The organism is Vibrio scophthalmi, assembly GCF_040869025.1.
In the GTDB taxonomy this organism is placed as follows: Bacteria; Pseudomonadota; Gammaproteobacteria; order Enterobacterales; family Vibrionaceae; genus Vibrio; species Vibrio scophthalmi.
On record NZ_CP134271.1, the window covers coordinates 149,123 to 172,627 of the forward strand.

Genomic DNA, 23,505 nt, shown 5'->3' on the forward strand with positions numbered 1-23,505 from the left:
ACAGGTGACATTATGACAAAACGTACAAGACGACTATTTAGCGCAGAATTTAAGTTAGAAGCGGCGCAGTTAGTCCTAGACCAAAACTATTCAGTGACTGAAGCAGCCCAAGCCATGAATGTAGGTAAATCCACGATGGATAAATGGGTTCGCCAGTTAAGAGAAGAGCGCCAAGGGAAAGCACCGAAAGCTTCACCTATGACCCCTGAGCAAATAGAAATTCGGGAACTAAAAAAGAAGCTGGCTCGCCTTGAAGAGCATAATGAAATACTAAAAAAAGCCACGGCTCTGTTGATGTCGGACTCACTGAACAATTCTTGATCATCAAGAAACTCAAGCAGAGCTACAGCGTAAAAACATTATGCGAAGTCTTCAATGTTCATCGAAGTAGTTATAACTATTGGCTTAAACGTCCAACTGTAATTAATGCTGAAACAGTAAACCTTCGCAGCTTGGTTAGCGAGGCCCATACTGCAAGCAATGGCTCAGCAGGAGCGAGAACCATTGCAGATATAGTCACAAACCAGGGCATAAAGCTTAGTCGTTACCGAGCGACTAAGCTGATGAGAACTCTTGGTTTTGTGAGTTGTCAAGAGCCAAAGCATCGTTACAGAAAGGCTTCACAAGAACATATTGAAATTCCAAACCACTTAGGTCGTCAGTTTGCGGTTACCGCGCCAAATGACGTCTGGGCTGGCGATGTTACGTATATTTGGACGGGTAATCGGTGGATGTATTTAGCGGTTGTTATCGATCTTTTTGCCCGCAAAGTGATTGGTTGGTCGATGTCGTTATCACCAGATTCTAAGCTAACAGGCAAAGCTCTCTCGATGGCTTATGAGTCTCGTGGAAAGCCTAAAGGTGTCATGTTCCATAGCGATCAAGGTAGTCACTATACCAGTCGTAAATACCGCCAATTACTGTGGCGTTTTCAAATAAAGCAGAGTTTATCTCGCCGAGGAAACTGTTGGGATAATGCGCCGATGGAACGCTTTTTTAGAAGTCTGAAAACGGAATGGGTGCCAACGGTGGGTTATCGTAGCTTTGCAGAAGCTCAACAAGAGATCACTCGATACATCATTGGATATTACTGCCAACTCAGGCCACATCAGTATAACGGTGGTCTAACTCCCAATGAGTCAGAACGATTATATTGGGAAAACTCTAAAACCGTGGCCAATTTTAGTTGACCACTACAACTCAAATCCCCAACAAGATTTACAATTTGTTCGATGATTTAATCAAAGAGTACTCACAAGAAAGCTCGAAATTCCAGAGTAACCCTACTGAATACATCAAAAACTCAGATTTTATCATTGGTGGCTTGATCAACCCTTCATCACAAGAAGAGTATGATGCTCTAGAAGATAGAAAATCCAAGGGAATCAAGTGTGTACCTCAATTACTTAAGAGTTTATTATCTATAAGCATAACGCGAGAAATCGCAGAACTATTAGATAGTAGCAATCAACTAAAGTGTGAAGCTAGTGAAATGATTGCCGCTGTAGATAGTATTGCATTCAAATTTTTAAACGATCTAGTTATACAATCAAGTCCATTCGGTGAAGATAAAGCCAAGTCATTGCTGAAAGCTGTTATTGAAGATAAATTAATTCATTTGAGAAAGGGCTATGCCTTTTATGAATTTAAGTTTCCAATACATGTGATAGGTTTAGATAAGGCAATGAGGCTAAACAAATCGCTATATATTGAAAAAATAAATGACCAAAGGTTATCAGACAAAGATTTAGAGCAATATTTATATAGTAGGGCGTTCGAACCTAATTTCTTCATTCATATTTCTACGCAATCAAAATCTACATACTCCTATGCAAAGGCCAATGCAATCAGAGCTAAAGAATCCACCATTAATATTCTCAAACTATTGTATGGTTGTGATTTTGGAGGCTCCTCCTGGTTAAGTCCAATAATAAAGGAAAAGGATAATAACCCTCATGTATTCTCATATTTCCTATCTGGCGAACGTGGACATGAACTTTTTGATAACAGAAGTTATTCAACAAGATATAACATTAAAGAGCATGAGTTTTTTTGGAAAAATATAGTACAGATGGAAACTTATCAGGCAAAGTTACATGAACTATTGTTTAATATTCCTGAGCTTATCTTGAACAACCGTGACGCAAATAAAACCGTAGGTTATCTCGTCGAACGCTCTTTACGTTGGTATTCTGATGCCATTAACGAGGAAGACCACGACGTGGCAATCGTCAAGTTAACCATTGCTTTAGAGTCTCTTCTTAATTTTAAAAGTGATACTTACGATGAAAATGAAGAAGGACTTAAAGAGATTTTTGTACGCAGAGTTGGTCTTGTAAATCAGTTTGATTCTGAGTCATCAACAAAAGCCGATGAACTATACAGAGCCAGGTGCACAATATCTCATGGTGAACACTTAACCAAGGTTTTAAGCTTTAACGCAAAACAATTTGTAGCTAGAACTATTCTACTTTGTGTTCAACAATTCTCGACATTCAAGGAGCAAGGGTTAAACGAGAGAAATTTTGCCAAATCATTGCCGCTTTATATTGACTCAACTTGTCGAGTAAATGAGCAGGATAAATAGCTTTTGCAATACTTTAGATAATACAATAAATGTTAATTTAACAAATACCTAGCACGTCTTTGTCCAGATACGTTTCATCGCGACCCCTGATGAAACGGAAGTGCCCAAAAACATCAAGTTCGTGGCTGTAACATATCTACAGACTCTAGAAAAATCAGTTCTTTCTTTAGTATTCAATAGTATTAAAGTAGAAGCCAAACTCTTTCTTATGTAATGAAACTTTCAATAACTCAGGTTTTTGTTTTTTGGTCTTAAGGATGCTCTTGACCTTTTCTATTAATGCAGGATTTTGGTCTGAAATAAAGACTCTGTTAATACTCTTTTCACTATGTCTGTTAACTCCGTGAAGCTGACTAATGACCCTGACTTCATTTTCATAATCCCAAGCCTTGTGCTTGGTACAGTAAGCTCTGAGTATTTCTCTCGAAGTGTTTCCGTTTTTATAAACTATGTCATCAAGGATAGTTTTAGTTTCTATTATTGGGAGAGTTCCTTCAACATAATCAACCGTTTTAGCAGATACTGCGATATCGTTTAACACATTGATACTTCTGACTAGCTCGTGATAGTCATACTCAACACACATACCTCTAAAGCCGTTGGCATAATGCCCCCACATCATCATTAGACTAAGAGGTTTTGGTATAGGGTTTTCGTTTAATGGCTCACTCGCTCGAGATAACGAGAGCACGTGACGTTGCTCATGATGAAACTTTAAAAAATCCTCAAAGTGCCTCTTCGTGTTCTTTTCTACATGCTCATTGAATTTATCTATACCTACTCTTTTTAGGAATGATTCAACTTCCTTACGAGATTTCTTCAGGTCTTTATTTTCCTCGTCAAAAACATGAGTTAGGGCTACTTTTCTGTCAATTAGTGATACATCACTATGTTTTAGACTCACACGCCCTTCATAGGGATCATTTAAATCTTTAACGCTAGAAAACCACACAGTGTTTTCTCGTAAGCCTTTGAGATGGAAGCACTCCCCACTCATGAACTTATATACTGGGTCTATTGCCATACTTATCTTTTTATATCAGCCTAATCGTTGCAATATGATATCAGCAGAACCAACAACTGAAGTTGATATCATCACAAAATTAAGAATTTACCTGAGGCTTTAATTACTTTGATGTAGTTGCTACATAAAACCTTGAGTGTTATGTACGGATAAGCTGCAGTCGGGCTTCATATAAGGGAATCCTTTCCATACTTGAACTAATTCATTAATAGCTAAATTAGCAATATCACTGACACGATTTTGTCCAAAAACAACTTAGACCAAACCGGCCTACCCTGACTGCATTTTAACCACTTATATCTAATGTCAGTTATCCGATTACGATAGAGTGATGCTTAGCAAGGTTATGACGCGATTTCACACATACAATACGCAACACTCAGTAATAGGATTGGTATACCAGTTTGAACATCCGTTTAATGGAACAAAGCGATTTAACTGCGGCGGCGGAAATTTATCAGGCCACCTTCGTCAGACAGAGTCATTCCCTTGAATGGCTACAATGCAATTTAAACGCATTCCCTCGCTACATGATGTTTGTCGCGCAGAGCGACAATGAAATCCTCGGCTTTATTACTTGGACACAAAAAAGCGGCTTTCGACGCGAAGTAGTACTCGAACTCGAATTACTAGCGGTGAAACCAAATTGTCAGGGTAAAGGCGTCGGCAAGAAACTGATTGTGGACTCCTTACCGTTAGTCAAAACACTATTAGCGAGCAAAGACGCGATATTAAAACATGTATTGGTGACCACCCGCGCTGATAACTACGCTCAAGAGCTGTACAAAAATGCGTTAGGCGCTGAAATCGAAGCAACGATCTCAAACCTCTATTCCGCTGATGAAGTGCTGATGATCGCACGCAATGTTGGCGCTAGGTTGTAACGTTAACGCCGAAGATTCAGAGGCGATTTATCAGAAGAGCCGCTAGGATCAGGCCTTGTCTTTTGCCTGCCAAGATTTCCTATACTAGCCTCCTGCTTCAACCGCCAATACTTAATGTAATGCATTGCGATAGAGGGATAGCTCGCAAGGTTCTATTTTGATGGCCAACATAGGGCGTATTTTGATAGGAAAATATGCCCGCTATCATCAGGAATGATTATAATCACCACGATAAACTTAGAGCCTTTAATCGCACATCACACCACGAGAGAATCAATGAGCATCTACGCCCCCGGCACGCCCACCTACAAAAAAGTGATAGGTTATATTGGTATGGCACTGTTGGCGTTATCTCTGGTGGGTGTGTTGACTTCCACGCTGATCAACGACCAACTCTATGCGATATTGTCCATCGGGGCAGGCCTAATTTCAGCCGTTATCGTCATACTCATGTTGTGGTTGATGAGAGATGAACAGTCAGAACTGAGCCTGCATATCAAAGAGATGCGCCATAAACGCTGGAAGGCTGTGCTTTGCATCGTCATCGTTATCCCTCTTTTTCTGCAAATATCGCTAGCAAAAGGACTGCCGGTGGTAATCCACCATCTCATCTCTGATGAGGCGATTATCTTGAACAGCGTCAAAGAGACTCGTCACGGCTATAAAAACAAAGGCCCTGACGGTTGTGTTTACATTAACGGCTATCGTTTCTGGTACAACAATTTTATCTGCGGCTTAACGGAAGAAGACTGGTATGAAGTGAAGCCTGATGATGTATTGGTGCTGAAGGGTTCTAAATCGGCAATCGGGTTTAGCTATCAAGGCTATAAGAAGCTGACAAGTTCATTGTTGCAGCAAACAATCGCTGAGCGCTTAAAACAGCAAGGCTATAAAGCGTTAACCCTTAAAGAAGCACAAGCGCTTGTTTCTCAGTAGTCCCAAGTTCAATAGGCAATTTATCGACTAACTAATAAAGACTTAAATGGTGACTGCGGCGTAATGCCTTCGGTTACAATGTCGACTATCGCAGCGCAAACACTCAACTATTCAACTACTGCGTGCGACGCTTTCTGATCTATCGAGAACTTTATTCATGAACAATTCCACAATGTCACGTTTTACTCTGCTACGTTTTACTCTGTTACGTAAACTACCGTTCAAACTGCCGCATAAACTGCTGCTCGTTGCCTTAGTCGCTTTGCTCGCAGGTTGTAGCAATCCCCAAATAGACAATGCACAAAATAAACGGGTATTGGTTGTGGCTGGGGATGGCCTTAACTCAAGCTACGATAATCCTAATGCCAATGCCTTCTTTCATGAGGTGAGCAAAACCTTTGCAACCAAGCTCGGCTTAAAGCTGGAGGAGTTTGGCCTTGAATCGTACCTGTTTGTCAGCAATAACGCGGATACTTATAAAGATCAATACCAAAAAGTCATCAATAGCGTGCTATCAGAAGGGATGATTGACGGTATTGTTCAAATAAAAGTGCTGCATACCAAAGACGCAACGACTAACGAAATCGCCTTATATGCAACCTACTTTCCAACCGAAGCTTGGTTAGAAAACTGCAACGTGAAAAACATGCAAACTTGCCGCAAAACGACAAGATTAGCGAAAGCGGGTGAGATGAAATACTCGATTACCGATGAGAAAACCGGCGAGTTTAACCAAACACCTATCGATGAGACGGTGACGAACATGGCACTATTTGTCTATCGCGCAGAGCAGTAAAGAGATCATTAAACGGCTAACCAATAAAAAACGGGCATGATGCCCGTTTTTTGTTGATTCACATTTTAGCTATCTTGCTGAAAATTATTATCACTGAGTCGCAGTAAATCGTGAGCATAGTCGAGCATTTTGTTTACACCAACCAGCTCAGTATGGCCTGCAATCTCTTGATAAAACTCCGCTGGATTAGACAGACTATGTTGACGTTTTTCGCTAATCAGTGGCGTGGAGGTTGATATACACATGCGCCCTTGGTCATTGATATCAAGTGTTGGATAATCAAATTGCTGCCTAAGTTCGATTAATCGGTCAATCACGGCTGGTTTAAGAACTCGCGCCGCCGTTAATGCCTCTTTTGACCGCACGGTGTAGAAACGATTGAATGCTGTTGATTCGCTATGGTAGTCAACGCCCTTATAGCTTGCCTTCTTATAACCGTTAATCGTCAAACTACTCGCATACGGAAAATCGAGTAAGATACCGTATCGATTGTGCACTTCTTCGGTTGTTGTACTCTGATAACCACCGCCACTGGTCGATTTTGTCTTATTTTTAGTCACTGTATATTGAAAATGAAACAGGCGAAATGCGAATTGACTGCCCGGTTTTTGGTAGCGACCTTGGCATAGCAAGACTATTTTTCCACTGTTCCCGCCTAAGCGAAACTCATTAAACTGCTTGGCGAGCGATTTTGCGTTATCAGCATCTTGGCCAGTAATTTCTGTTAGCTCATTGTTTATCAGCGCATCTCGCAAGAATATTCTATCTGACATTGGCTTACGCCAGTTGGCTCGAAAATAGAGCCATCCCCATAAGCCAATGGTCAGCAGAAACACCAGCACCACGAACGTCAACTCTTTATCAAACCGATAGTCTGAAAAGCCAAAGCTGATAAGGGCAATCAACTCTTCAACTGCATTCCAAAACGTTTTAGGCCAACGTGGCACGTACGTCGCCACCACCGCCATCACAGCGCTAAGCAACAGTAAGTTTAAGCCTGCCGAGATCGGATAGATGCCTCTATCATAGAGGAAGTTCATGGCTATCACCGCCCATATCACAGGCATCCAAAAGCCAGCATCATCAATCAGGTAGTGGGTTATGTAGCTTACCCACTCAAAGTCATTATGAATAAAGATCAAGAACAGTAACAGCGCACAAAACGCGGTTAACAACCACTTAAGTGCCTGCAAAGTAGGATCGCGATAATTCAACGGCCCAGAATGGGTTTCAACATGCTTAATCAGTGTAAGCAAATCGTCTTGAGTGGTTGCCGATTCCACATCATCGCGAATTTTATCGATGTTGCGGGTAACAATACGGTTACTGTGCATGACTAAAGCCTATATAACTGAATCAATGACGCCCTAAACCTATCTCAACATGAAAGACTAAAAGTTAGGTTTATATTCAAAGCCTGCTTGCGCTTCGCTATCCGTGAACGTTTGTATTTTTTCTTTACGTAGCAGCATATTATTAACGATTGAACTCGGGAACATCTCAATCACATTATTAAAGTCTTCCACATTAGCGTTAAAAATACGTAACGCGGCACCAATATGCTCTTGCTGCTCGCTTACTTCAGCCATGAGCTTTAGATATACATCCGATGCTTTGAGCTCTGGGTAAGCCTCTACGGCGACCTTTAACCCCTGCATTAGCGACTGCATTTGTTGCTCTGCTGCCGCCAGTTGCGCGGTATCAATACCGGCACTCGCATCCATCGCAGACAAAGCCGAACGCAATTCAGTCACCTTGGTCAGTACATCTGATTCGTGTAGACGGTACTGTTCTACCAACGCTTCTACCTGAGGGATAATTTTGTTTTTTTGGCGCTCTTGGGTCAGAACTGATGCCCACGCTCGCTCTACTGCGTTAAACTTGGCAATAATGGCGTTATATTGCATCGCAATAAAGCCTGCGACTAAAACCACAATCAAGACCAATAACACACTTATATCCATGATTCTTTCCCTTTCAATTATGTCGAATTAACTGTCCGACTTAAAATTATTATCGTTATAACGAACAAGATCGGTAGCGAAACCTAATATACGTTTCACCCGCACAAGTTCGGTATTCTTAGCAATTTCTTTATAAAACGTCGCCGGGTTTAATAAACTCTGTTTTGGTTTTTCGACAATCAATTTACTTGATGTAACGTTACTTATTTCAACTCTATGGCTTCAATCGCAAAACCGATCGGGGATAGCTGTCCGGTTGCTTTCGCTTGAGTGCCTGCTTCAATGACTTGCCAATAGGCTTTATTTTCTAAACAGATCGATCCTGAAAAATGCTCTAAGCGCACCGAACCTTTGCAATTTTTACTGTAGTAATCACGCGCCTTGTCGGCGAAGACAATATCCACTTGGGCGGGTTTGGCATCTAAATAGTGCCAAATACTCGCACCACCGAGCATCAAACCACAGGTCAGCACCAGGTTCCCTACGACTAAGCCAAACATTTGTCTTGGTAGACTTTGCCCCATCATTTGTGCACGTTCACGGGTTTGTTTTGACAGCATTTTGGGTAAAAGCATGGCGCCACTGACTAGATAGACCACCGTAGCGACTGGCCATATTTGATCGAACACTTCATCTTGCCAAACTAGGTCGGAGAAAAAGAACAGCGATAAAAGCCCCGATACCGCAGAGAGCACCACACTGAGAGCCATAATATTGGCCGCTTTTTCCAATAATACGGCGGGTGGAAAGTATTGTTCGATAAACGCATTTTTACCCAAAGTCAGCATCTGTTCGAGATAATGTTCAAGCTCACAACGCGCAACTTGCCCGAGTTCTTTATCACGCAGTTTACCGCTCGCGTTCTCATAACTTAAGGTCAGTAACCCACTCTCTTGATCAACCAGGTGATAACTTAGATAAATGCGACTGTTGCTGACTTTCGCCTCTGCGACGAGTAGCGGTAACACCACACCCTGTTCATCCGCTGCCGATAAATCCACCTCAACGCCCTGTAAGAGGTCGTTAAGTGCAGGTAACAAGGCTCGTCGGCTCGTGATCACGGGTGAATGGCGAGCTTGCTCATCATCTAGATGCAAAGTTAGCGACTGAATATACATGGCTAAAATGCCCCTTCTAATAATGCACTGAACGAATTGTCGCTTTCACCTTGCCAGATATGCTTGGCTTTATTGCCATCATATTGCACCTGCGCCCGCGCTTTTTCCTGTGGAGTCATGTTCTCAGCCGCTTGTTTAACCACAGCAGATGCACGTGAGAAACCGTTTTTACGTGCGTAGCTCGCCCAAACATAAGCTTCCGCATATTGACCATTATTGAGATACATCACTGCTTGATTGTGTTGGGCGACAGGCAAAGATTGATGTGCTGCTTTTTGTTGCCAATACTGGGCAAGCTGAGCATTTTTTGTGACGTAATCCCCCAGATGATACATAAGGCTGAGGTAGTACTGCGCCAGTGGGTGATCAGAGTTCTTACTGAACCACTGATAAGAAAGCTTAAAATGATCGTTCACCGTGGTGTCGTAATAATAGAGTGTCGCTAAGGTAATTTGGCTTGGCACATCACCTTGCATAGCGGCTGGCTCAAAAAAAGCACGCGCTTGGGCATATTGCTTATCGCCCATTAAGGTAAAGCCGATCTGACGAGCTTCTTCTACCGAGACTTTTTCGGCATATCGTTCAATGCCCGAGAGCTGGATACCGTCGAATTTGAACAATGAAAAGACAAATGCCACGACAATAGTACCGATGATGGTGATTCCGGCACTTTTCAGTTTATTAACCACAAGAACTCATTATCCATATTGATAAAACCGCTAAGCTATTAAGAATGAAACATCATCATAACTCATTGTTTATCTAGCTTTATTTTATAAGATGCCATCTTATACGGCGAGAGCATAACATGCCACCAATACGCGCAATTTTACCCCCATCGTGTGATCAAAAATTTGGCATCTGCTTTTTATTCAACTAGTGAAATGGTGATCAATCTGCTATAAAAACGCCTCATTTGTTAAGGATAAGCCGATGAAACCACTACTTTTTTTACTCGCATTGATACCGACTGCCACCGCTTCCTTTGTCGCATCAGCCCAAGTCGACCCTTGTGAACTCACCATTTCGACCTTTGGTTCTGACCCTGTCTATATGGGCTCAATCGGTTATCTTTCGGTTGATCCTAAATTTCGCCCTGCACACTACGAAGCTAACCCAAGCGCAAATATACAGATTGTTCCTGAATCTGAAGAGTTGCCAAACGGTTATTGGGGACATAAAGACAAATACCTAAACATAGGTACTGAAGTGGATGTGAAGTGGCAATCCCTTTCGCGCGGCGCATTTGATCGCTTTTATGGCATTCTCGACCTTGAGATGGTCGACTCATTCGGCATTGTGAAAACGGCCAGTATCGAGATTGAAAATTTCATTCCCGTCAATATTTGGCAGTGCCCTGCACAACAAGCGATTGACTATGCGCCGTTTTGGGCAAGCGTAAAAAAAGGCGTTAAAGCGCAAGATGAACAGGGTAAAGCACTTGATTTAAGCCAATACGGCAACGTGTTTTGCTATGAGTTGGCGTACGGCTCAAAGAAAGGCTCAGAAAAGCTTAACTGTCAGGTCTACAGCAGCGACACCGATTTTAGTGTCGCCAAGTTTAAAGGCCAAGATCTCACGGTAATTCGCTAAATAGTAGAAACGAAAACGGCACTGCTTAGCGTGCCGTTAAGTCTTATTTCCGGCCTTAACCGAATAAACAGTCGCTTAGTTTAATCAAGATGGGTTAAACCAACTCCCCTGCACCTTGCATTGAACGCTGGCTATTTTCGACTAAAAACACCGTCGCATTCTGCTTCAAAGTCGCCCATTCCCCGTCATCAACAAAGATGCCATCTTGCCACGCACTTTGAAGTGATTGTTGCAGTTCTTGCGCTTCAATATGAGTCGTGTACTCATGACTGTTAACAGGTAAAGCAAAATCCTCAATCGACAATTCAAGCGTCAATGAATGTAAGTCTGCTTCATCCTCAGCCACATTGTCTGAGAAATAGAGCTCTGGTGCGATACAACCGCGATTCAGTATATACAAGGTACGTTTTGGCGATGAACCATTGTCCCAACTTGCGCGGCAAGCAATCCCTTTAGCCGCCAACTTGACTAATTCACTGTAGGCTAACCAACGGTTATGACAACGGCTTAAGGTGACATTAACTGATTTAGCGCCGACCATTTGTTCCAACACATAGTCAATCACCACGGGTAAGTGACAGGCAACGCTACCACCATGCAAATCAATACTCATTTTTCCATCGGCGAGACTCTCAATATCGACCGGACTATCATCTTCAAGGCCAAGATAGCTACTGGCGTTATTAAAATGATAGACACCATTCAGGCCTACCATTTGTAGGTCTGCAACCATGCTGGCGATCACGTCACCTTCACCACAACTACGGCGCATACCCATAAACGCTTTGTTGACTGCTGCCACCAATTCATTATGCGAAACGATCATCGTGCGGATCCCCCCTCACCTTGTGTAACATCACAGTTAGCCGCATTCTGGTCATCAAAATAGGCTTCGTTGAAATAGACATCATTTGGTAACAACGGGAATATCCAGTTGTCTTGGTAACTCGGGTCTTGAATTTCGTCGAGCAACGGTGAGCCTTGGAAAAAGGTCACTCGCACCCATCTGTCTGAACGCGGATCAAACTTGGTAGCACCAAAAATGGCCAATTTGCAACGCAATAAATGCATCGGCAACGCATCTTCGCGTAACACGTTCATCTGAATGTCACCCATCTCTTTATTGCCAAGCGTCCAGACACGACGTGCAATGGCACGGTATTTGGGCTCCCGCAGCAGAAACTCAGCCAATGTCGTCTCGGCTGAATGCGTACTTAGTGCGTGGTATAAACGATTCACTTGGCGACCGATATCAAGGGGTAACTCGCGGTCTTCTCCCGCTTCCTCACCTCGTACCCCCATGCGTGGCTCTTCTTTATCTTGCGAACGATACCAGAACCAATAGTTATTCTCAGCCTGAGTAAAGTCAGCGTCTATCGCCCAGCGATATTTCTCATCAAGTAACGCTAACAAGTCAGCCGCCTTTTTGCCGTTAGCTAATGATAGTGTTTCATCGCAATTCATTTGCTCAGCGAAATCATCGACCAGTTCAGGGTAAAGCTCTATCAGGCTAGACAGCAGCATCTCCTGTGTCTCTAAACTCAATGTTGCGGTTTGTTCCAATAGCTCACGCCACGTCGGACACTGTTGAAGATAGTCGTCGAGCTGTCGGTTTAACTGAGCAAGTTCATCAATTGCTCGCAGGTTAAGCTGATTTTGCGCAGGATTAATGGTGATCACTTGTTGCAGATGAGATTGTGCTTTGGCTAATAAATCATATAACGGCGCGTAATACCCCATCTCACAAGGCATCGATAACACTTGAGAGATTGCGCGTTCACGGGTGGTCATCCATTGATCGACCACACAAGGGTGATTGATTAAATACGGCGCCATACCAAGACCTGTCGCGTTACCCACGCCTAAATAACGTTGTAGACCGCGATGCAGAGTTGCCGCTTGAGCGCCTCCTTGTTGCTCTGCCAAATAATGAACCCAGTCCAAACTGAACTCTCGAATCAAGTAGACGGCGCACATTTGCGCGCTAAAGGATTGGCTGAAATCGGCGTTGTTCTCAAGCAATTTGAAATCGGCGATGCCGAACTTGCCGTTGCCATATACCGCTGTGGTACGCAGTATGTAACCCACTTCCGCTAACTCTTGCGGATCTGGCTGGATACCTTGCGCCAAGCGAGAAACGATATGCTCAAACACTCGCACACTTTTGTTGGCTCGCGCGAGTACGAGTACCTTATTGGGGTTACGTCCTGCCTCTTGTAGCGGCACGTTCGCTCGTAGTTGTTCTAGCAAAGGAATATCAACATCACCATAGACCAGCGCAAACGTCACATCCCACTTTTCGGCAATCACGCGATCGTTACGTTCACTGTCAGCAATTTGGTCACAAAACACCACCAAATGGTAGACGTGCTCGGGCGTAACCAACTTATAAATCACATGGCCGAAACCTTGTGGGCATAATTGCCATTCATGCTTGGTCACTCGCCATTGTTGCTGCGCCATTTTTCGAATCAAACTGCGTACAAAACTGATTCGACTTTGATGCATAGCTCCTAGCCTTTCAGGGGCCATAACAATCTCTGCTTTACGCAGAACTGCCTTAGAATCTGTTGAACGATGTGCATCCATTTTGCTCACCACCTAATTCATTATAAGTATTGTGGTACCGACTAAAGGCATAGTGACTCCTCAAGTCGGTATTAGGTTTTATGCGGGAATAAAGCCCCGCGTTTCACGTTATTGCTGTTGCTTGTTGGCTGACTCTGTTCGTTATAACCCTTGTTCTTTTGCCATCTTGACTGCGATTTTTGGCGCATTCCACAGCGAAGGAAGCAAGATAAGCGATACCGGTACAGCCGTAATGACGATGAATGATTGCAAGGCAGAGATCCCCCCGGATCCGAGCGAAATCAAAATCAACGCCGTTACCCCCATCATGACGCCCCAAAAGGTGCGAATAATGGCATTTGGTTCGGTTTCACCACTGATCACCACGCTAATGGTGTACGTCATTGAGTCCCCTGTGGTGACGATGAAGATGGTGGTGAGAATTAAAAACAGAATCGAAATCACCATTGGCATTGGCAGTTGTTGCGTCACGGCCAATAGTGCACCCGGTAAATTAAAGCCTTCAAAAGCGGCGCTGACACTGCCCGGATTGGCAATTTCAAACGCAAGACCTGAACCGCCGACAATGGTGAACCAAAAACAGGTGGCCAATGGCGCGATGATGCTAATAGTCACTATAAGTTGGCGAATGGTGCGACCCCGAGAAATACGTGCGATGAAAATCGCCATCATCGGGCCATACCCTAAGAACCAACCCCAGAAGAAGACCGTCCACCAACTTAGCCATCCTTCATCACCACGATAGGTGGCCATTGGGATGAAGTTATCCAACATGCTGCCCACACCTTGAATGTAGCCATTAAAAATAAAGTTGGTTGGACCAAAAATAAGGATATAAGCCATTAAAGCGACCGCGAGAATCACATTGTAGCGGCTAAGCATTTGCATGCCGCGATTCAAGCCGCTCAGGGCCGATAGAGTATAAAGAGCGATAGCAAAAAGAATGATGATCAGTTGTGTAGTAAAGCCATCTGGCACATCAAACAAAGCATTTAACGCGTAGCTAACCTGCAAGCCTAGAAAGCCAATTGGCCCAATCGTACCCGCCGCCACCGCGACAATACAACACGCATCAATCAATGCACCGGTATGGCCTTTTAGTGCGCGCTCACCCAACAATGGATAAAGCAACGTACGTGGCTTAAGCGGTAATCCTTTCTCGTAGTGTAAATGCATCACCACAATCGAGGTTAAACTGCCGACAATTGACCACGCTAAGAAACCCCAGTGCATAAAGGATTGTGAAAGTGCATTGACTGCGGCTTGTTGTGGATTGTCTTGCACGCCATACAAAGGTGGTGGACTCACATAGTGTGCAATGGGCTCTGCCGCCGCCCAAAACACACCGCCGCCAGCAAGCAGCGTACAAAAGATAATCGCCATCCAGCGAAAGCTATCCATTTCAGGTTTGGCAATGCCACCTAAGATCACTTTGCCTGTTCGCCCTGCCGCTAATCCAAGACCAATAAGAAAAGTGAGAAGAAGTAGTAATTGCCAGTAGGGGCCGAAAACTTTTACTGCCCAGCCAAACCCCGAATTAACCAGTGATGAGAGTAACTCGCCATCATATAAAGCGAGGCCAACAAACAAGGCGATAAAGCCACCGCTGTACCAAAAGGCAGGATTATCTAAACCCAATTTTTCTACCGAGCTTTCATTGCTATGCGGTAGTGTTGCTTGCTTCTTTGAAGATGACTTCGCGGAAGCAGTTTTCATGCTATCAGATAAATCAGACATACTCTGACTCCAGAGGTTTTATGTCGCGCCAAGGCAGTGAAGATGCATTGGCTGGCAACAAAAAGTGTATTTCACACCTGCTCTATAATTATGATTGTGGCAGCGTGCATTAATGGCTGTTAGCTCGGTTCTAGCCCTTGTTGTAAAAAGCGGAACCAGTTATCTCCTATCACTTGGCCTGCTTCGGATTCACTGAATCCATGTTGCATTAAGCCGTGGTAAATATTCTCCATCCCCTGACTGCCACTAAACCATGGCAAGGCATCAGGCCAACCCGAATTACTCGCAGAACCTTCACCGTAATCCATCGCTTTTGACCAGCGACCATTGCGCATCCACTCCAGCACTTGCTGTGGTTGGTTGAGGCATAAATCACTACCAATACCTAGATGCTCAACCCCAACCATGTCGGCCGTTTTCGCCACCATTTGGCAGAAGTCGTCTAAGCTACATTGGCTACCATTTGGCAAATGGAATGGGTACAAACTAAAGCCAATCAAGCCGCCACGTTCAGTCAGCGCTTTGATCACCGTATTGGATTTATTGCGTAGCGCGTCATGGGCAAAGGTAGGATTTGCATGGCTGATGCAGATTGGACGAGAGGAAAGGTCGATCGCTTCAAGCGTTGAGCGCTCAGCGCTGTGTGACATATCGATGATCATGCCAACACGGTTCATCTCTGCAATGGCTTGTTTACCAAAGCGCGTTATACCCGTGTCGTGCTGCTCATAACACCCCGTCGCCAATAAGCTTTGGTTGTTATAGGTTAATTGCATGATCAGCAAACCTTGGTGACGCATCACTTCTATCAAGCCAATCTCATCATCAATCGGTGAGCAGTTTTGCGCACCAAATAGCACACCCACTTTGCCTAGTTGCTTGGCCCTTTCCACATCAGCCATGGAGTGGATCGGCATGATCAGATCCGCATTTTGCTCAAAACGCAGATTCCATTCCGCAAAACGCGTTAAGGTTTCACGAGCATTTTCATGATAGACAATCGTGGCATGCACGGCGGTAATGCCACTTGCTTTCAGCGTTTGGAAATACTCTCGATCCCAATTGCAGTATTGCAATCCATCTATCACGATCCGTTGCTGGTACATAGCCACTCCTCTATCCATTTCTGATGCATTCATTTCTAAAGCATCCATTCCTAACGCGTCCATTTCTCACACCCAATCTCTACGCCATTGCTTGCGGCTATTCCCTTAACCCCAAGTTTTGAGCGATTAATACGGACGTTGATAAGCGGTTTTCACCACGGTGTAGAACTCTTTGGCGTATTGGCCTTGCTCACGCGGGCCAAAGCTTGACTCTTTACGGCCACCAAATGGCACGTGGTAATCGGTTCCTGCTGTCGGTAGGTTAACCATCACACAGCCCGTTTGAGCTTGTTGTTTGAAGATGGCGCTACTGCGCAAACTTTGCGTTATGATGCCGCCAGTTAGGCCAAAGCGGGTGTCGTTAACGGTCGCGATAGCTTCATCAAGATCCGCTACGCGAATCACGCTTGCCATCGGTGCAAACACTTCTTCTTGGTTCACTTCCCAGCTATTTTTCGTATTCACAAACAGCGCTGGTGACATATAAAAGCCTTCGTGCGGCATGGTTAGACGCTCACCGCCAAACGCCAACTCTGCACCACAGTCTTTGGCTTTTTCAATCCACGTTAAGTTGGCATCCAACTGCTTACCATCTACGACCGGCCCCATAAAGATCCCTTCGTCAAGCGCATGACCGACTTTCAGCTCACTCATACGTTTAATCAACGCTTCGACGTACGCATCGTGAATACTGTCCATCACCACCAAGCGCGAGGAGGCAGTACACTTTTGCCCTGCACCAGAGAATGAACCCGCAATCGTTGCTTCAACCGCAATTTGAATGTCAGCATCATCAGCAATCACCAAGGCATTCTTACTGCCCATTTCAAGCTGGCAACGAATGAAATTTGGCGCCGTTGCAGCGGCCACTTTACGGCCCGTATCGACCGATCCAGTAAAGCTGACGCCGTTGATCTGTTTTGAATGAATCAGCGCATTACCTACGGTTGAGCCGCCGCCTAATACCAGGTTAAACGTGCCTGCTGGTAAACCTTGGCGATGAATGATTTCAGTCAACGCAACCGCACTCGCTGGCGTCAAATTGGCAGGCTTCCAAATCACACTGTTACCAAAAGCCAGCGCTGGTGCAATTTTCCAAGCCGCCGTCGCAGTTGGGAAATTCCATGGAGAAATAATGCCAATCACCCCCACCGCTTCACGAGTGACCTCCACCGAAACACCCGGGCGAACTGACGCCGCGTTATCACCAATCTGGCGTAGAACTTCTGCCGCAAAGTATTGGAAGAACTGACCGGCACGATAAATTTCGCCACGACCTTCGGCAAAAGGCTTGCCCTCTTCACGCGCCAGCAGTGCACCAAGCTCATCACAACGCCCAATCAGTTCATCACCAATTGCTTGTAATACTGCTTGCTTACGCTCAATCGGCGTGTGTTCCCACTCGGGTTGTGCTTGTTTTGCCGCAGCAATGGCTTGCTGAACCTGAGCTTCACTTGCTTGAGCAAACTCGCCTAAATTTTCAGCAATGTCTGATGGATTGATATTGCTGACGGTACTCACGCCTGATTGCCATTCACCACCGATGTAAAGCGCCTTTTCTGCCGCCACATTGGTGATTTGAGTAAAGGTTTTTTGTGCGTATTGATGTTGAGTCATGATGCTTTCCTTGTTCACTTTGGCGGCGACTTAATCTTCCCAGCCAGCGTTTAATATCAATCTAATAATCTAAGTTAACTCGTTTGAGTATAGCGGTGTGATTACCTGCTTGATGTGCTAGTGCCGCTATGGCGCCGCTGAGTCAATCATCGCGTTAGTGGCACTGGCATAGACAACAAATTCCACCAGTATTTCCTCACGAGCGAGCCCTGCCACCACCATCGCTGCGCGATTTGGGTACGGCGCTGAAAAATACTCGGCATAAACTTCATTGACCGTTTTTAGGTACTCACGGTCAGTGACATAAATCAGTACTTGCAGCACAGAATCTAACGACTCACCTGCACACTCCAAAGTGTGAACAAGGTTGTTAAAGGTTTGACGCGTTTGTGCTTCAATACCACCAGCGACGACAACACCAGTGTCATCGATTGGGATCTGCGCAGTATAGAGAGTGCCATTATTAACAATCGCCCACTCTAACGGGGCTTTCGAAGCAAACAATGCTGTTTTAACTGGCGTCTTTTTATTGTGTTTATTCATCAATCTTCACCCTTGCAATAAAAGATGTAATAAATATGTTTCTCGTTAGTTAAATATTGCACTTTGACATTCGATAAATCTAACGGTAAATTTTTTTCATTTGATTAGTTTTATTTATCACCTTAAACAAAGTGTGGTGAATAAAGGGCTGGCAGGAGTCGTACTGATGAGTATCAAGCTGCAACAATTAAAGCATTTTGTGATGGTGGTAGAAGAAGGAGGATTTCGCGCGGCCTCAAATCGTGCCAATCGTTCACAAGCGGCGCTCTCGACTTCGATAAAAGAGCTGGAAAAATTGCTCGGTCAGCCACTGTTTGAGGCGGGAAATAAGGCGAAGTTAACCCCCTTTGGTGAGATCTGCGTGCCGAAAATTGTGCAGTTTCTGAATGTGTATAGTGCACTCGATAACGATTTGCGCGCTGCCGCTGCCGGTCAACAAGGTAAAGTTCGTATTGCGAGTGTCCCATCGGTGGCGGCTAAGTTGATCCCTAGCGTACTCGCCACGTTTTGTCAGCAATACCCTGAGGTAGAAGTGAGCTTAATTGATGACAACGCCGCAGGGGTCGCCAGCCGTTTGTTATCCGGCGAAGTGGATCTTGCGGTGGGTAACTTCACCTATATGGATGATCGGGCGATTGATTTCACACCACTGCTTTCCGATCCGATTGGTGTGGTTTGCTTGCGCGATAACCCGATTGCAGCGCATCCTGAAGGCATCGAGTGGCAAACCCTACTCAAACAGCCTTTTATTCGTAATGGTACTTGTACCCTGCTCGATCCCACACCAGCGCGGGTTCTAAGCGAGCAAGCACTCTATTCGGTCGAAAACATCACTTCGCTATTTTCAGTGCTTGAGTTGGGCATTGGTGTTACCACTCTGCCGAAAATGGCCTTTCCCACCAACGAAACACGCTTAGTGTGGATCCCGCTCATCGATCCGCCTTTGGAGCGCCAGATCGGTATTTTTCGTTTAATGGATCGCACCATTTCCCCCCAAGCGCATGCGTTTCACGAGCTGTGTATTGAATATTTGCGTTGTTAGCCATCAAACATAAATTGATATCCACCGCCTAAATGATGGATTTAACCCATCACAATGCAGTATATCGTTAATTTAATTCCCACTATGATGGTCTTGTTCCCCAATAAACGAGGCCACATCTATGAACAAAAAAGTCCTTTCTAGCGCGATTATTGCGACCTTTTCTATCGGCATGGTGACTGCAGCGGAAGCTTGCACTCGATTATTGTGGGATACCGAGAGCAACGGTACCTTTGTGTCACGCACCATTGACTGGTCTGAGCAAACCGACCCACACTTGGTCAATCTGCCAAAGAGCAACTCATATCTCACCCATTTTGCTCACAATAATCAGTTGACGGCCAAGTTCGATGTTACCGGCACGACCACTTACGGCGTGATTACTGATGGGATCAATAGCGCAGGCTTAAGTGGCAACGTATTGTATGATCGTGGTATGGCAACCGAAGAAAGCACCCAAAGTGATGACTTTGGTTCGTTAAATTACCTCACCCATCTGCTGGCTCAGTTTGCAACGGTGGATCAAGCGGTCGCCTTTATCGAAGAGAATCCGGCCAAAACTGACTTTATCGAAGGTGTGCCAATTCGTATTGCGCTGCACATCAGCTTGCAAGACACCAGCGGCGACTCTGCGATTATCGAGTTTAGAGAAGAAGGCCCTCGTATTTGGCATGGTAAGCAATACACGGTGATGACGAACCAACCTGACTACGATCAACACTTAGCCAATGTTGAACGCTCAAAACGCGGTTGGGGCGAGCAGGAAAACCAATATTCTCAAACCAACTTAGGCACAGGGGGTAATGCGAATCCAGAAGATCGCTTTATTCACTCTAGTTACTATATGGGGCACTTAACCGAGCCAAGTAGCATCATTAATGGCATGCTCAAGCTCGATTCGGTCACCTATAAAATTCCCCATGACGCGCCCAACGTGCCAATTGATGGCGTAATGGCTGGCTACGCAACTGAATATGCCGTTAACTACCATCTGCAGTCAGGTGAAACCTTGATGCGCTACCAGTGGGGCGATGACTACACCCAGTTGCAATACAATATGAAAGAGATTCAAGCATCAGGTAAACAAATCGAGTTCAAACTGGTTCAGCCGGGCTTGATTGGCGAAGTAACCCAGCAGATCATTGAATCTGGTCGTTAGATTTCGCACAAACACATTCGACTTGCCTTGCTGTCTATAGATCAGTCGATACAATTTGGGGTTAGGCGGTGAGCTCATTAGTGGCTAGTGACTCACGGCTTAACCCTACTCTTTTGATTTATGCCTATCTTCTTGGCGCACACTCATAGATGCTTTTTAGAGTAACGCTTTATTACCTCAACTAAGCCTTGATAGACATCAGTTGCCTCAAAACTCAGTGGGTAAAAAAATGATAAGCCAAACTTAGCGGTGCGAGTCAGTTCTTTTAACTCAATGCGGCGGATCTGCTGGGATTCCACCGCCTCCTCGGCGAGATTGCAAGGTAACAACGCCCAACCATGATGCTTAACCAAGTCGAGTAGCATGTCGTTGTTGCTGACCGTGCGATAGTAAGGTGAAATTCCCAACCATTCCGGCATGGTTTTAGTTTGGTTTTCGCTGATGTATTGCGCTTCTAACTGCAAATCCTCCAATTGCACCACATCCAAATCAAACAATGGGCTCCCTACTCGCGCATACGCAGCAAAGTCACCATCACCAAGTTTGATTGCCGCTATAGGGTATTCAGAGAAGCTTTCCATGCGATGTTGCATAATGGCGATCTGGTTGTGACCATTGGCCACTTCCTGCAAAATTTCATCTCGATTGCGATGCAACCAATTTAAAATCACATGCGGATGATGTTGAATGACAAACGCTTCAATCTGGATGACTAAGTCGTTCGGCATCAGCGTATCATGGTAAAAATCAATTGAGCTTAACGGCTGTTGATAAGCTTGTAGCATTCGAACATCAAGCCGCTCACTGTTTCTCACTAGCAACTGGGCCTGCTTGTAGATAGAGCGCGCGAACTCAGTCGGTACCGCTTTTTTTCCTTCTATCGAAAATAGCATTACGTGATAGCTATCTTCGAGCGCCTTTATCTGCTCTCGGATGGTGGTGCGATCTTTACCTAACAGGCGAGCTGCGCCACTGTAGCTATTCTCGTCATACGTTGCACAGAACGATTTTAAATGCTCGTAAGAAAACATCGTCACTCCCTTGTCCCTTGCTTGATGCTACTCATGCTTGATACCACTAATGGTTAACATCATTAATGTTGGATTTATCCCATCATTATGCGTGAACACAAACGTATCGCTTTGTTATTTGCTCGACAAATGTGAAAGAGAAGCCAATTTTTCAAAGATTCGACAAGGAAGGAGGGATATAGAAAAGGCGACACCCATGGTATCGCCTTTCGTCATTTATTCTTGTGCAGACAGCTGCAACTATAGAATTACTTGTTCTTATTGCGGATCATACGCATCAAACGGCTGCGACGCTCTGCATCACCTTGGTTTGAATCGCTTGGGTTGTTGGTACGCGTTTTACGGTTTTTAAATGCTGGTTTAGAGTGCATTTTTTCAATCAGCGCATCGCGGTTTTTCGGCTCGTAACCTTCCAACTCTTTACGGTAGATACGTTGACCGATCAAGGTTTCTACTTGTTGTAAAGTTAGCTCTTCTTCACGGTTAACGAATGAAATTGCGTTACCTTTTTGTCCTGCACGGCCAGTACGACCGATACGGTGTACGTAATCTTCCGCTAGGAATGGCATATCAAAGTTCACTACATGCGGTAGGTTTTGGATATCAAGACCACGAGCAGCAACATCGGTTGCGATCATCACGCGTGCTTTACCTTCTTTGAACTCGTCCAGAGCGCGACGACGTGCACTTTGCGCTTTGTCACCATGGCAAAGAACCGCTTTGATACCGTCTAACTTTAGCTCTTTGACTAGCTCGTTCGCCGTCTCTTTGTAGTTTACAAAAACCAATACTTGTTTCCAGTTTTTGCGGCCAATTAGCTCAGACAATAGTTCACGCTTACGCTCTTGCTCAACTGGGTATACCACGTGAGCAATGGTTTCTGCCGTGGTGTTTTCACGCGCAACCGCAATACGCTTAGGTGCACGTAGGATCTCGCCCGCCAGTTTGTTCATTTGCGCTGAGAACGTCGCTGAGAACAACATGGTTTGTGGCTTAGTCTTCACACCTTGCATGATTTTTTCAATCGCAGAGATGAATCCCATGTCTAGCATACGGTCTGCTTCATCAAATACGAGGAATTCTAAATTCACTAGAGATACGTTTTTCAGCTCTAAGTGCTCAATCAAACGGCCAGGAGTCGCAACTAAAATATCCACACCCTGCTCAAGTGCTTTTTGTTGAGAGGCCATTTTTTCGCCACCGTAAATCGCGACACTTTTTAGCTCAGTGTATTTGGTGTACTCACGAACATTTTGGGCAATCTGAGCAACCAATTCACGAGTAGGTGCCAAAATAACAGCACGCGCTTGGTGTCGGTTGCGTGATTTTGGTTTATCTAAAATGTTTTGAATGATTGGTAACGCAAACGCAGCCGTTTTACCGGTACCCGTTTGAGCATTAGCAAGAATGTCGTGGCCACGACGAGCCATAGGAATCGCTTGCTGCTGAACAGGAGTTAACTTCTCGTAACCACATTCAGTGAGCGCTTTTACGATTTCTGGAGAAAAATTTTGTGATGCAAATGACATATCTTGTTCCTAAAACTAACGGCTAATACCAAACATAAGCATAACCAAAAACACGGTCGCAGATTATAGAGCAGAACCCGCACGTTGGGGACTTATTTTAAACAAACGCCGCAATAATTAACAAATTCTCACCAGATCAACGTAACAAGTAGCGTAATGAGTGCCTTTACGGCGAACTCAACATGCTCGTTTAGCTCCTTTGCATGACTATACGAGAACACATTACGGTATTGCTTCTCTACGTAACGGC

21 protein-coding genes are annotated in these 23,505 nt (G+C 44.7%); 8 read left to right on the top strand and 13 right to left on the bottom strand.

What is annotated here, in order from left to right:
• Positions 1–12 precede the first annotated feature (12 nt).
• A protein-coding gene (locus RJD38_RS00555; RefSeq protein ID WP_367971291.1) for an IS3 family transposase occupies positions 13–1,190 on the top strand; the annotation gives its coding sequence in 2 pieces (ribosomal slippage) (positions 13–271 and positions 271–1,190; 1,179 coding nt in all).
• 35 nt (positions 1,191–1,225) lie between these two features.
• Positions 1,226–2,587: a hypothetical protein gene (locus RJD38_RS00560; protein ID WP_367971382.1), complete on the top strand. Its 1,362-nt coding sequence runs from the start codon at positions 1,226–1,228 to the stop codon at positions 2,585–2,587.
• Positions 2,588–2,753: 166 nt separating this feature from the next.
• Here the strand turns inward: RJD38_RS00560 and RJD38_RS00565 are convergent, their stop codons facing one another.
• On the bottom strand, positions 2,754–3,611 hold the full coding sequence (locus RJD38_RS00565) for a DUF2971 domain-containing protein (RefSeq protein ID WP_065545201.1): 858 nt from the start codon (positions 3,609–3,611) through the stop codon (positions 2,754–2,756).
• A gap of 419 nt (positions 3,612–4,030) precedes the next feature.
• On the opposite strand from RJD38_RS00565, the gene RJD38_RS00570 reads away from it, so the two are divergent.
• The 3 genes from RJD38_RS00570 (at position 4,031) to RJD38_RS00580 (ending at position 6,227) form a co-directional block, all read left to right on the top strand.
• The gene (locus RJD38_RS00570) at positions 4,031–4,495 is read left to right on the top strand and encodes a GNAT family N-acetyltransferase (RefSeq protein ID WP_065545200.1); all 465 of its coding nucleotides are present in this window, start codon (positions 4,031–4,033) and stop codon (positions 4,493–4,495) included.
• A 276-nt stretch (positions 4,496–4,771) separates the two neighbouring features.
• Entirely contained in the window at positions 4,772–5,431 is a 660-nt protein-coding gene (locus tag RJD38_RS00575) for a hypothetical protein (protein WP_231893155.1), read from the top strand.
• A 157-nt stretch (positions 5,432–5,588) separates the two neighbouring features.
• A complete protein-coding gene (locus tag RJD38_RS00580; protein WP_231893154.1) occupies positions 5,589–6,227 on the top strand; it encodes a hypothetical protein in 639 nt (212 codons plus the stop codon).
• A gap of 65 nt (positions 6,228–6,292) precedes the next feature.
• Here the strand turns inward: RJD38_RS00580 and RJD38_RS00585 are convergent, their stop codons facing one another.
• The 4 genes from RJD38_RS00585 to RJD38_RS00600 all read right to left on the bottom strand — a co-directional run bounded on the left by RJD38_RS00585 (position 6,293) and on the right by RJD38_RS00600 (position 9,998).
• Positions 6,293–7,561: a DUF3137 domain-containing protein gene (locus RJD38_RS00585; protein WP_065545198.1), complete on the bottom strand. Its 1,269-nt coding sequence runs from the start codon at positions 7,559–7,561 to the stop codon at positions 6,293–6,295.
• A gap of 57 nt (positions 7,562–7,618) precedes the next feature.
• The gene (locus RJD38_RS00590; protein WP_005595765.1) at positions 7,619–8,191 is read right to left on the bottom strand and encodes a LemA family protein; all 573 of its coding nucleotides are present in this window, start codon (positions 8,189–8,191) and stop codon (positions 7,619–7,621) included.
• Positions 8,192–8,394: 203 nt separating this feature from the next.
• Complete coding sequence (locus RJD38_RS00595; protein ID WP_065545197.1) at positions 8,395–9,309, bottom strand: hypothetical protein; 915 nt, start codon at positions 9,307–9,309, stop codon at positions 8,395–8,397.
• Positions 9,310–9,311: 2 nt separating this feature from the next.
• The gene (locus RJD38_RS00600) at positions 9,312–9,998 is read right to left on the bottom strand and encodes a tetratricopeptide repeat protein (protein WP_065430534.1); all 687 of its coding nucleotides are present in this window, start codon (positions 9,996–9,998) and stop codon (positions 9,312–9,314) included.
• Positions 9,999–10,242: 244 nt separating this feature from the next.
• Between RJD38_RS00600 and RJD38_RS00605 the strand changes: the two genes are divergently transcribed.
• On the top strand, positions 10,243–10,902 hold the full coding sequence (locus RJD38_RS00605) for a hypothetical protein (RefSeq protein WP_065545196.1): 660 nt from the start codon (positions 10,243–10,245) through the stop codon (positions 10,900–10,902).
• A gap of 94 nt (positions 10,903–10,996) precedes the next feature.
• Here the strand turns inward: RJD38_RS00605 and RJD38_RS00610 are convergent, their stop codons facing one another.
• The 6 genes from RJD38_RS00610 to RJD38_RS00635 all read right to left on the bottom strand — a co-directional run bounded on the left by RJD38_RS00610 (position 10,997) and on the right by RJD38_RS00635 (position 18,494).
• Positions 10,997–11,728, bottom strand: a complete 732-nt coding sequence (locus RJD38_RS00610; RefSeq protein ID WP_005595770.1) for a DUF3726 domain-containing protein — start codon at positions 11,726–11,728, stop codon at positions 10,997–10,999.
• Positions 11,725–13,491 carry a hypothetical protein gene (locus tag RJD38_RS00615; protein ID WP_065545195.1) on the bottom strand — a complete coding sequence of 589 codons (1,767 nt, stop codon included), beginning with the start codon at positions 13,489–13,491 and terminating at the stop codon, positions 11,725–11,727. The genes RJD38_RS00610 and RJD38_RS00615 overlap by 4 nt, the downstream gene beginning before the upstream one ends.
• Positions 13,492–13,632: 141 nt before the next feature.
• Entirely contained in the window at positions 13,633–15,207 is a 1,575-nt protein-coding gene (locus RJD38_RS00620) for a BCCT family transporter (RefSeq protein ID WP_406853102.1), read from the bottom strand.
• A 140-nt stretch (positions 15,208–15,347) separates the two neighbouring features.
• Entirely contained in the window at positions 15,348–16,334 is a 987-nt protein-coding gene (locus RJD38_RS00625) for a membrane dipeptidase (RefSeq protein WP_065431106.1), read from the bottom strand.
• 126 nt (positions 16,335–16,460) lie between these two features.
• A complete protein-coding gene (locus RJD38_RS00630; protein WP_065430538.1) occupies positions 16,461–17,951 on the bottom strand; it encodes an aldehyde dehydrogenase family protein in 1,491 nt (496 codons plus the stop codon).
• 126 nt (positions 17,952–18,077) lie between these two features.
• Positions 18,078–18,494, bottom strand: coding sequence for a RidA family protein (locus RJD38_RS00635; protein ID WP_065430539.1), 417 nt, complete (start codon positions 18,492–18,494; stop codon positions 18,078–18,080).
• Between the two features lie 166 nt (positions 18,495–18,660).
• Between RJD38_RS00635 and RJD38_RS00640 the strand changes: the two genes are divergently transcribed.
• A complete protein-coding gene (locus RJD38_RS00640) occupies positions 18,661–19,536 on the top strand; it encodes a LysR family transcriptional regulator (protein WP_005595782.1) in 876 nt (291 codons plus the stop codon).
• A 121-nt stretch (positions 19,537–19,657) separates the two neighbouring features.
• Positions 19,658–20,695, top strand: coding sequence for a linear amide C-N hydrolase (locus RJD38_RS00645; RefSeq protein WP_065430540.1), 1,038 nt, complete (start codon positions 19,658–19,660; stop codon positions 20,693–20,695).
• A gap of 143 nt (positions 20,696–20,838) precedes the next feature.
• Here RJD38_RS00645 and RJD38_RS00650 read toward each other — a convergent pair whose 3' ends face one another.
• Both RJD38_RS00650 and RJD38_RS00655 read right to left on the bottom strand, forming a co-directional pair.
• The gene (locus RJD38_RS00650; protein WP_065430541.1) at positions 20,839–21,726 is read right to left on the bottom strand and encodes a LysR family transcriptional regulator; all 888 of its coding nucleotides are present in this window, start codon (positions 21,724–21,726) and stop codon (positions 20,839–20,841) included.
• A gap of 248 nt (positions 21,727–21,974) precedes the next feature.
• Positions 21,975–23,255, bottom strand: coding sequence for a DEAD/DEAH box helicase (locus RJD38_RS00655; protein ID WP_065430542.1), 1,281 nt, complete (start codon positions 23,253–23,255; stop codon positions 21,975–21,977).
• Between the last annotated feature and the right edge of the window lie 250 nt (positions 23,256–23,505).

Excerpts from the sequence above, each read along its gene's own strand:
- RJD38_RS00605 (WP_065545196.1), top strand. The coding sequence starts at position 10,243 with ATGAAACCACTACTTTTTTTACTCGCATTGATACCGACTGCCACCGCT.
- RJD38_RS00635 (WP_065430539.1), bottom strand. The coding sequence starts at position 18,494 with ATGAATAAACACAATAAAAAGACGCCAGTTAAAACAGCATTGTTTGCT.
- RJD38_RS00640 (WP_005595782.1), top strand. The coding sequence starts at position 18,661 with ATGAGTATCAAGCTGCAACAATTAAAGCATTTTGTGATGGTGGTAGAA.
- RJD38_RS00645 (WP_065430540.1), top strand. The coding sequence starts at position 19,658 with ATGAACAAAAAAGTCCTTTCTAGCGCGATTATTGCGACCTTTTCTATC.
- RJD38_RS00595 (WP_065545197.1), bottom strand. The coding sequence starts at position 9,309 with ATGTATATTCAGTCGCTAACTTTGCATCTAGATGATGAGCAAGCTCGC.
- RJD38_RS00615 (WP_065545195.1), bottom strand. The coding sequence starts at position 13,491 with ATGGATGCACATCGTTCAACAGATTCTAAGGCAGTTCTGCGTAAAGCA.
- RJD38_RS00565 (WP_065545201.1), bottom strand. The coding sequence starts at position 3,611 with ATGGCAATAGACCCAGTATATAAGTTCATGAGTGGGGAGTGCTTCCAT.
- RJD38_RS00585 (WP_065545198.1), bottom strand. The coding sequence starts at position 7,561 with ATGCACAGTAACCGTATTGTTACCCGCAACATCGATAAAATTCGCGAT.
- RJD38_RS00590 (WP_005595765.1), bottom strand. The coding sequence starts at position 8,191 with ATGGATATAAGTGTGTTATTGGTCTTGATTGTGGTTTTAGTCGCAGGC.
- RJD38_RS00625 (WP_065431106.1), bottom strand. The coding sequence starts at position 16,334 with ATGTACCAGCAACGGATCGTGATAGATGGATTGCAATACTGCAATTGG.
- RJD38_RS00655 (WP_065430542.1), bottom strand. The coding sequence starts at position 23,255 with ATGTCATTTGCATCACAAAATTTTTCTCCAGAAATCGTAAAAGCGCTC.
- RJD38_RS00620 (WP_406853102.1), bottom strand. The coding sequence starts at position 15,207 with ATGAAAACTGCTTCCGCGAAGTCATCTTCAAAGAAGCAAGCAACACTA.
- RJD38_RS00575 (WP_231893155.1), top strand. The coding sequence starts at position 4,772 with ATGAGCATCTACGCCCCCGGCACGCCCACCTACAAAAAAGTGATAGGT.
- RJD38_RS00650 (WP_065430541.1), bottom strand. The coding sequence starts at position 21,726 with ATGTTTTCTTACGAGCATTTAAAATCGTTCTGTGCAACGTATGACGAG.
- RJD38_RS00630 (WP_065430538.1), bottom strand. The coding sequence starts at position 17,951 with ATGACTCAACATCAATACGCACAAAAAACCTTTACTCAAATCACCAAT.
- RJD38_RS00580 (WP_231893154.1), top strand. The coding sequence starts at position 5,589 with ATGAACAATTCCACAATGTCACGTTTTACTCTGCTACGTTTTACTCTG.
- RJD38_RS00610 (WP_005595770.1), bottom strand. The coding sequence starts at position 11,728 with ATGATCGTTTCGCATAATGAATTGGTGGCAGCAGTCAACAAAGCGTTT.
- RJD38_RS00570 (WP_065545200.1), top strand. The coding sequence starts at position 4,031 with ATGGAACAAAGCGATTTAACTGCGGCGGCGGAAATTTATCAGGCCACC.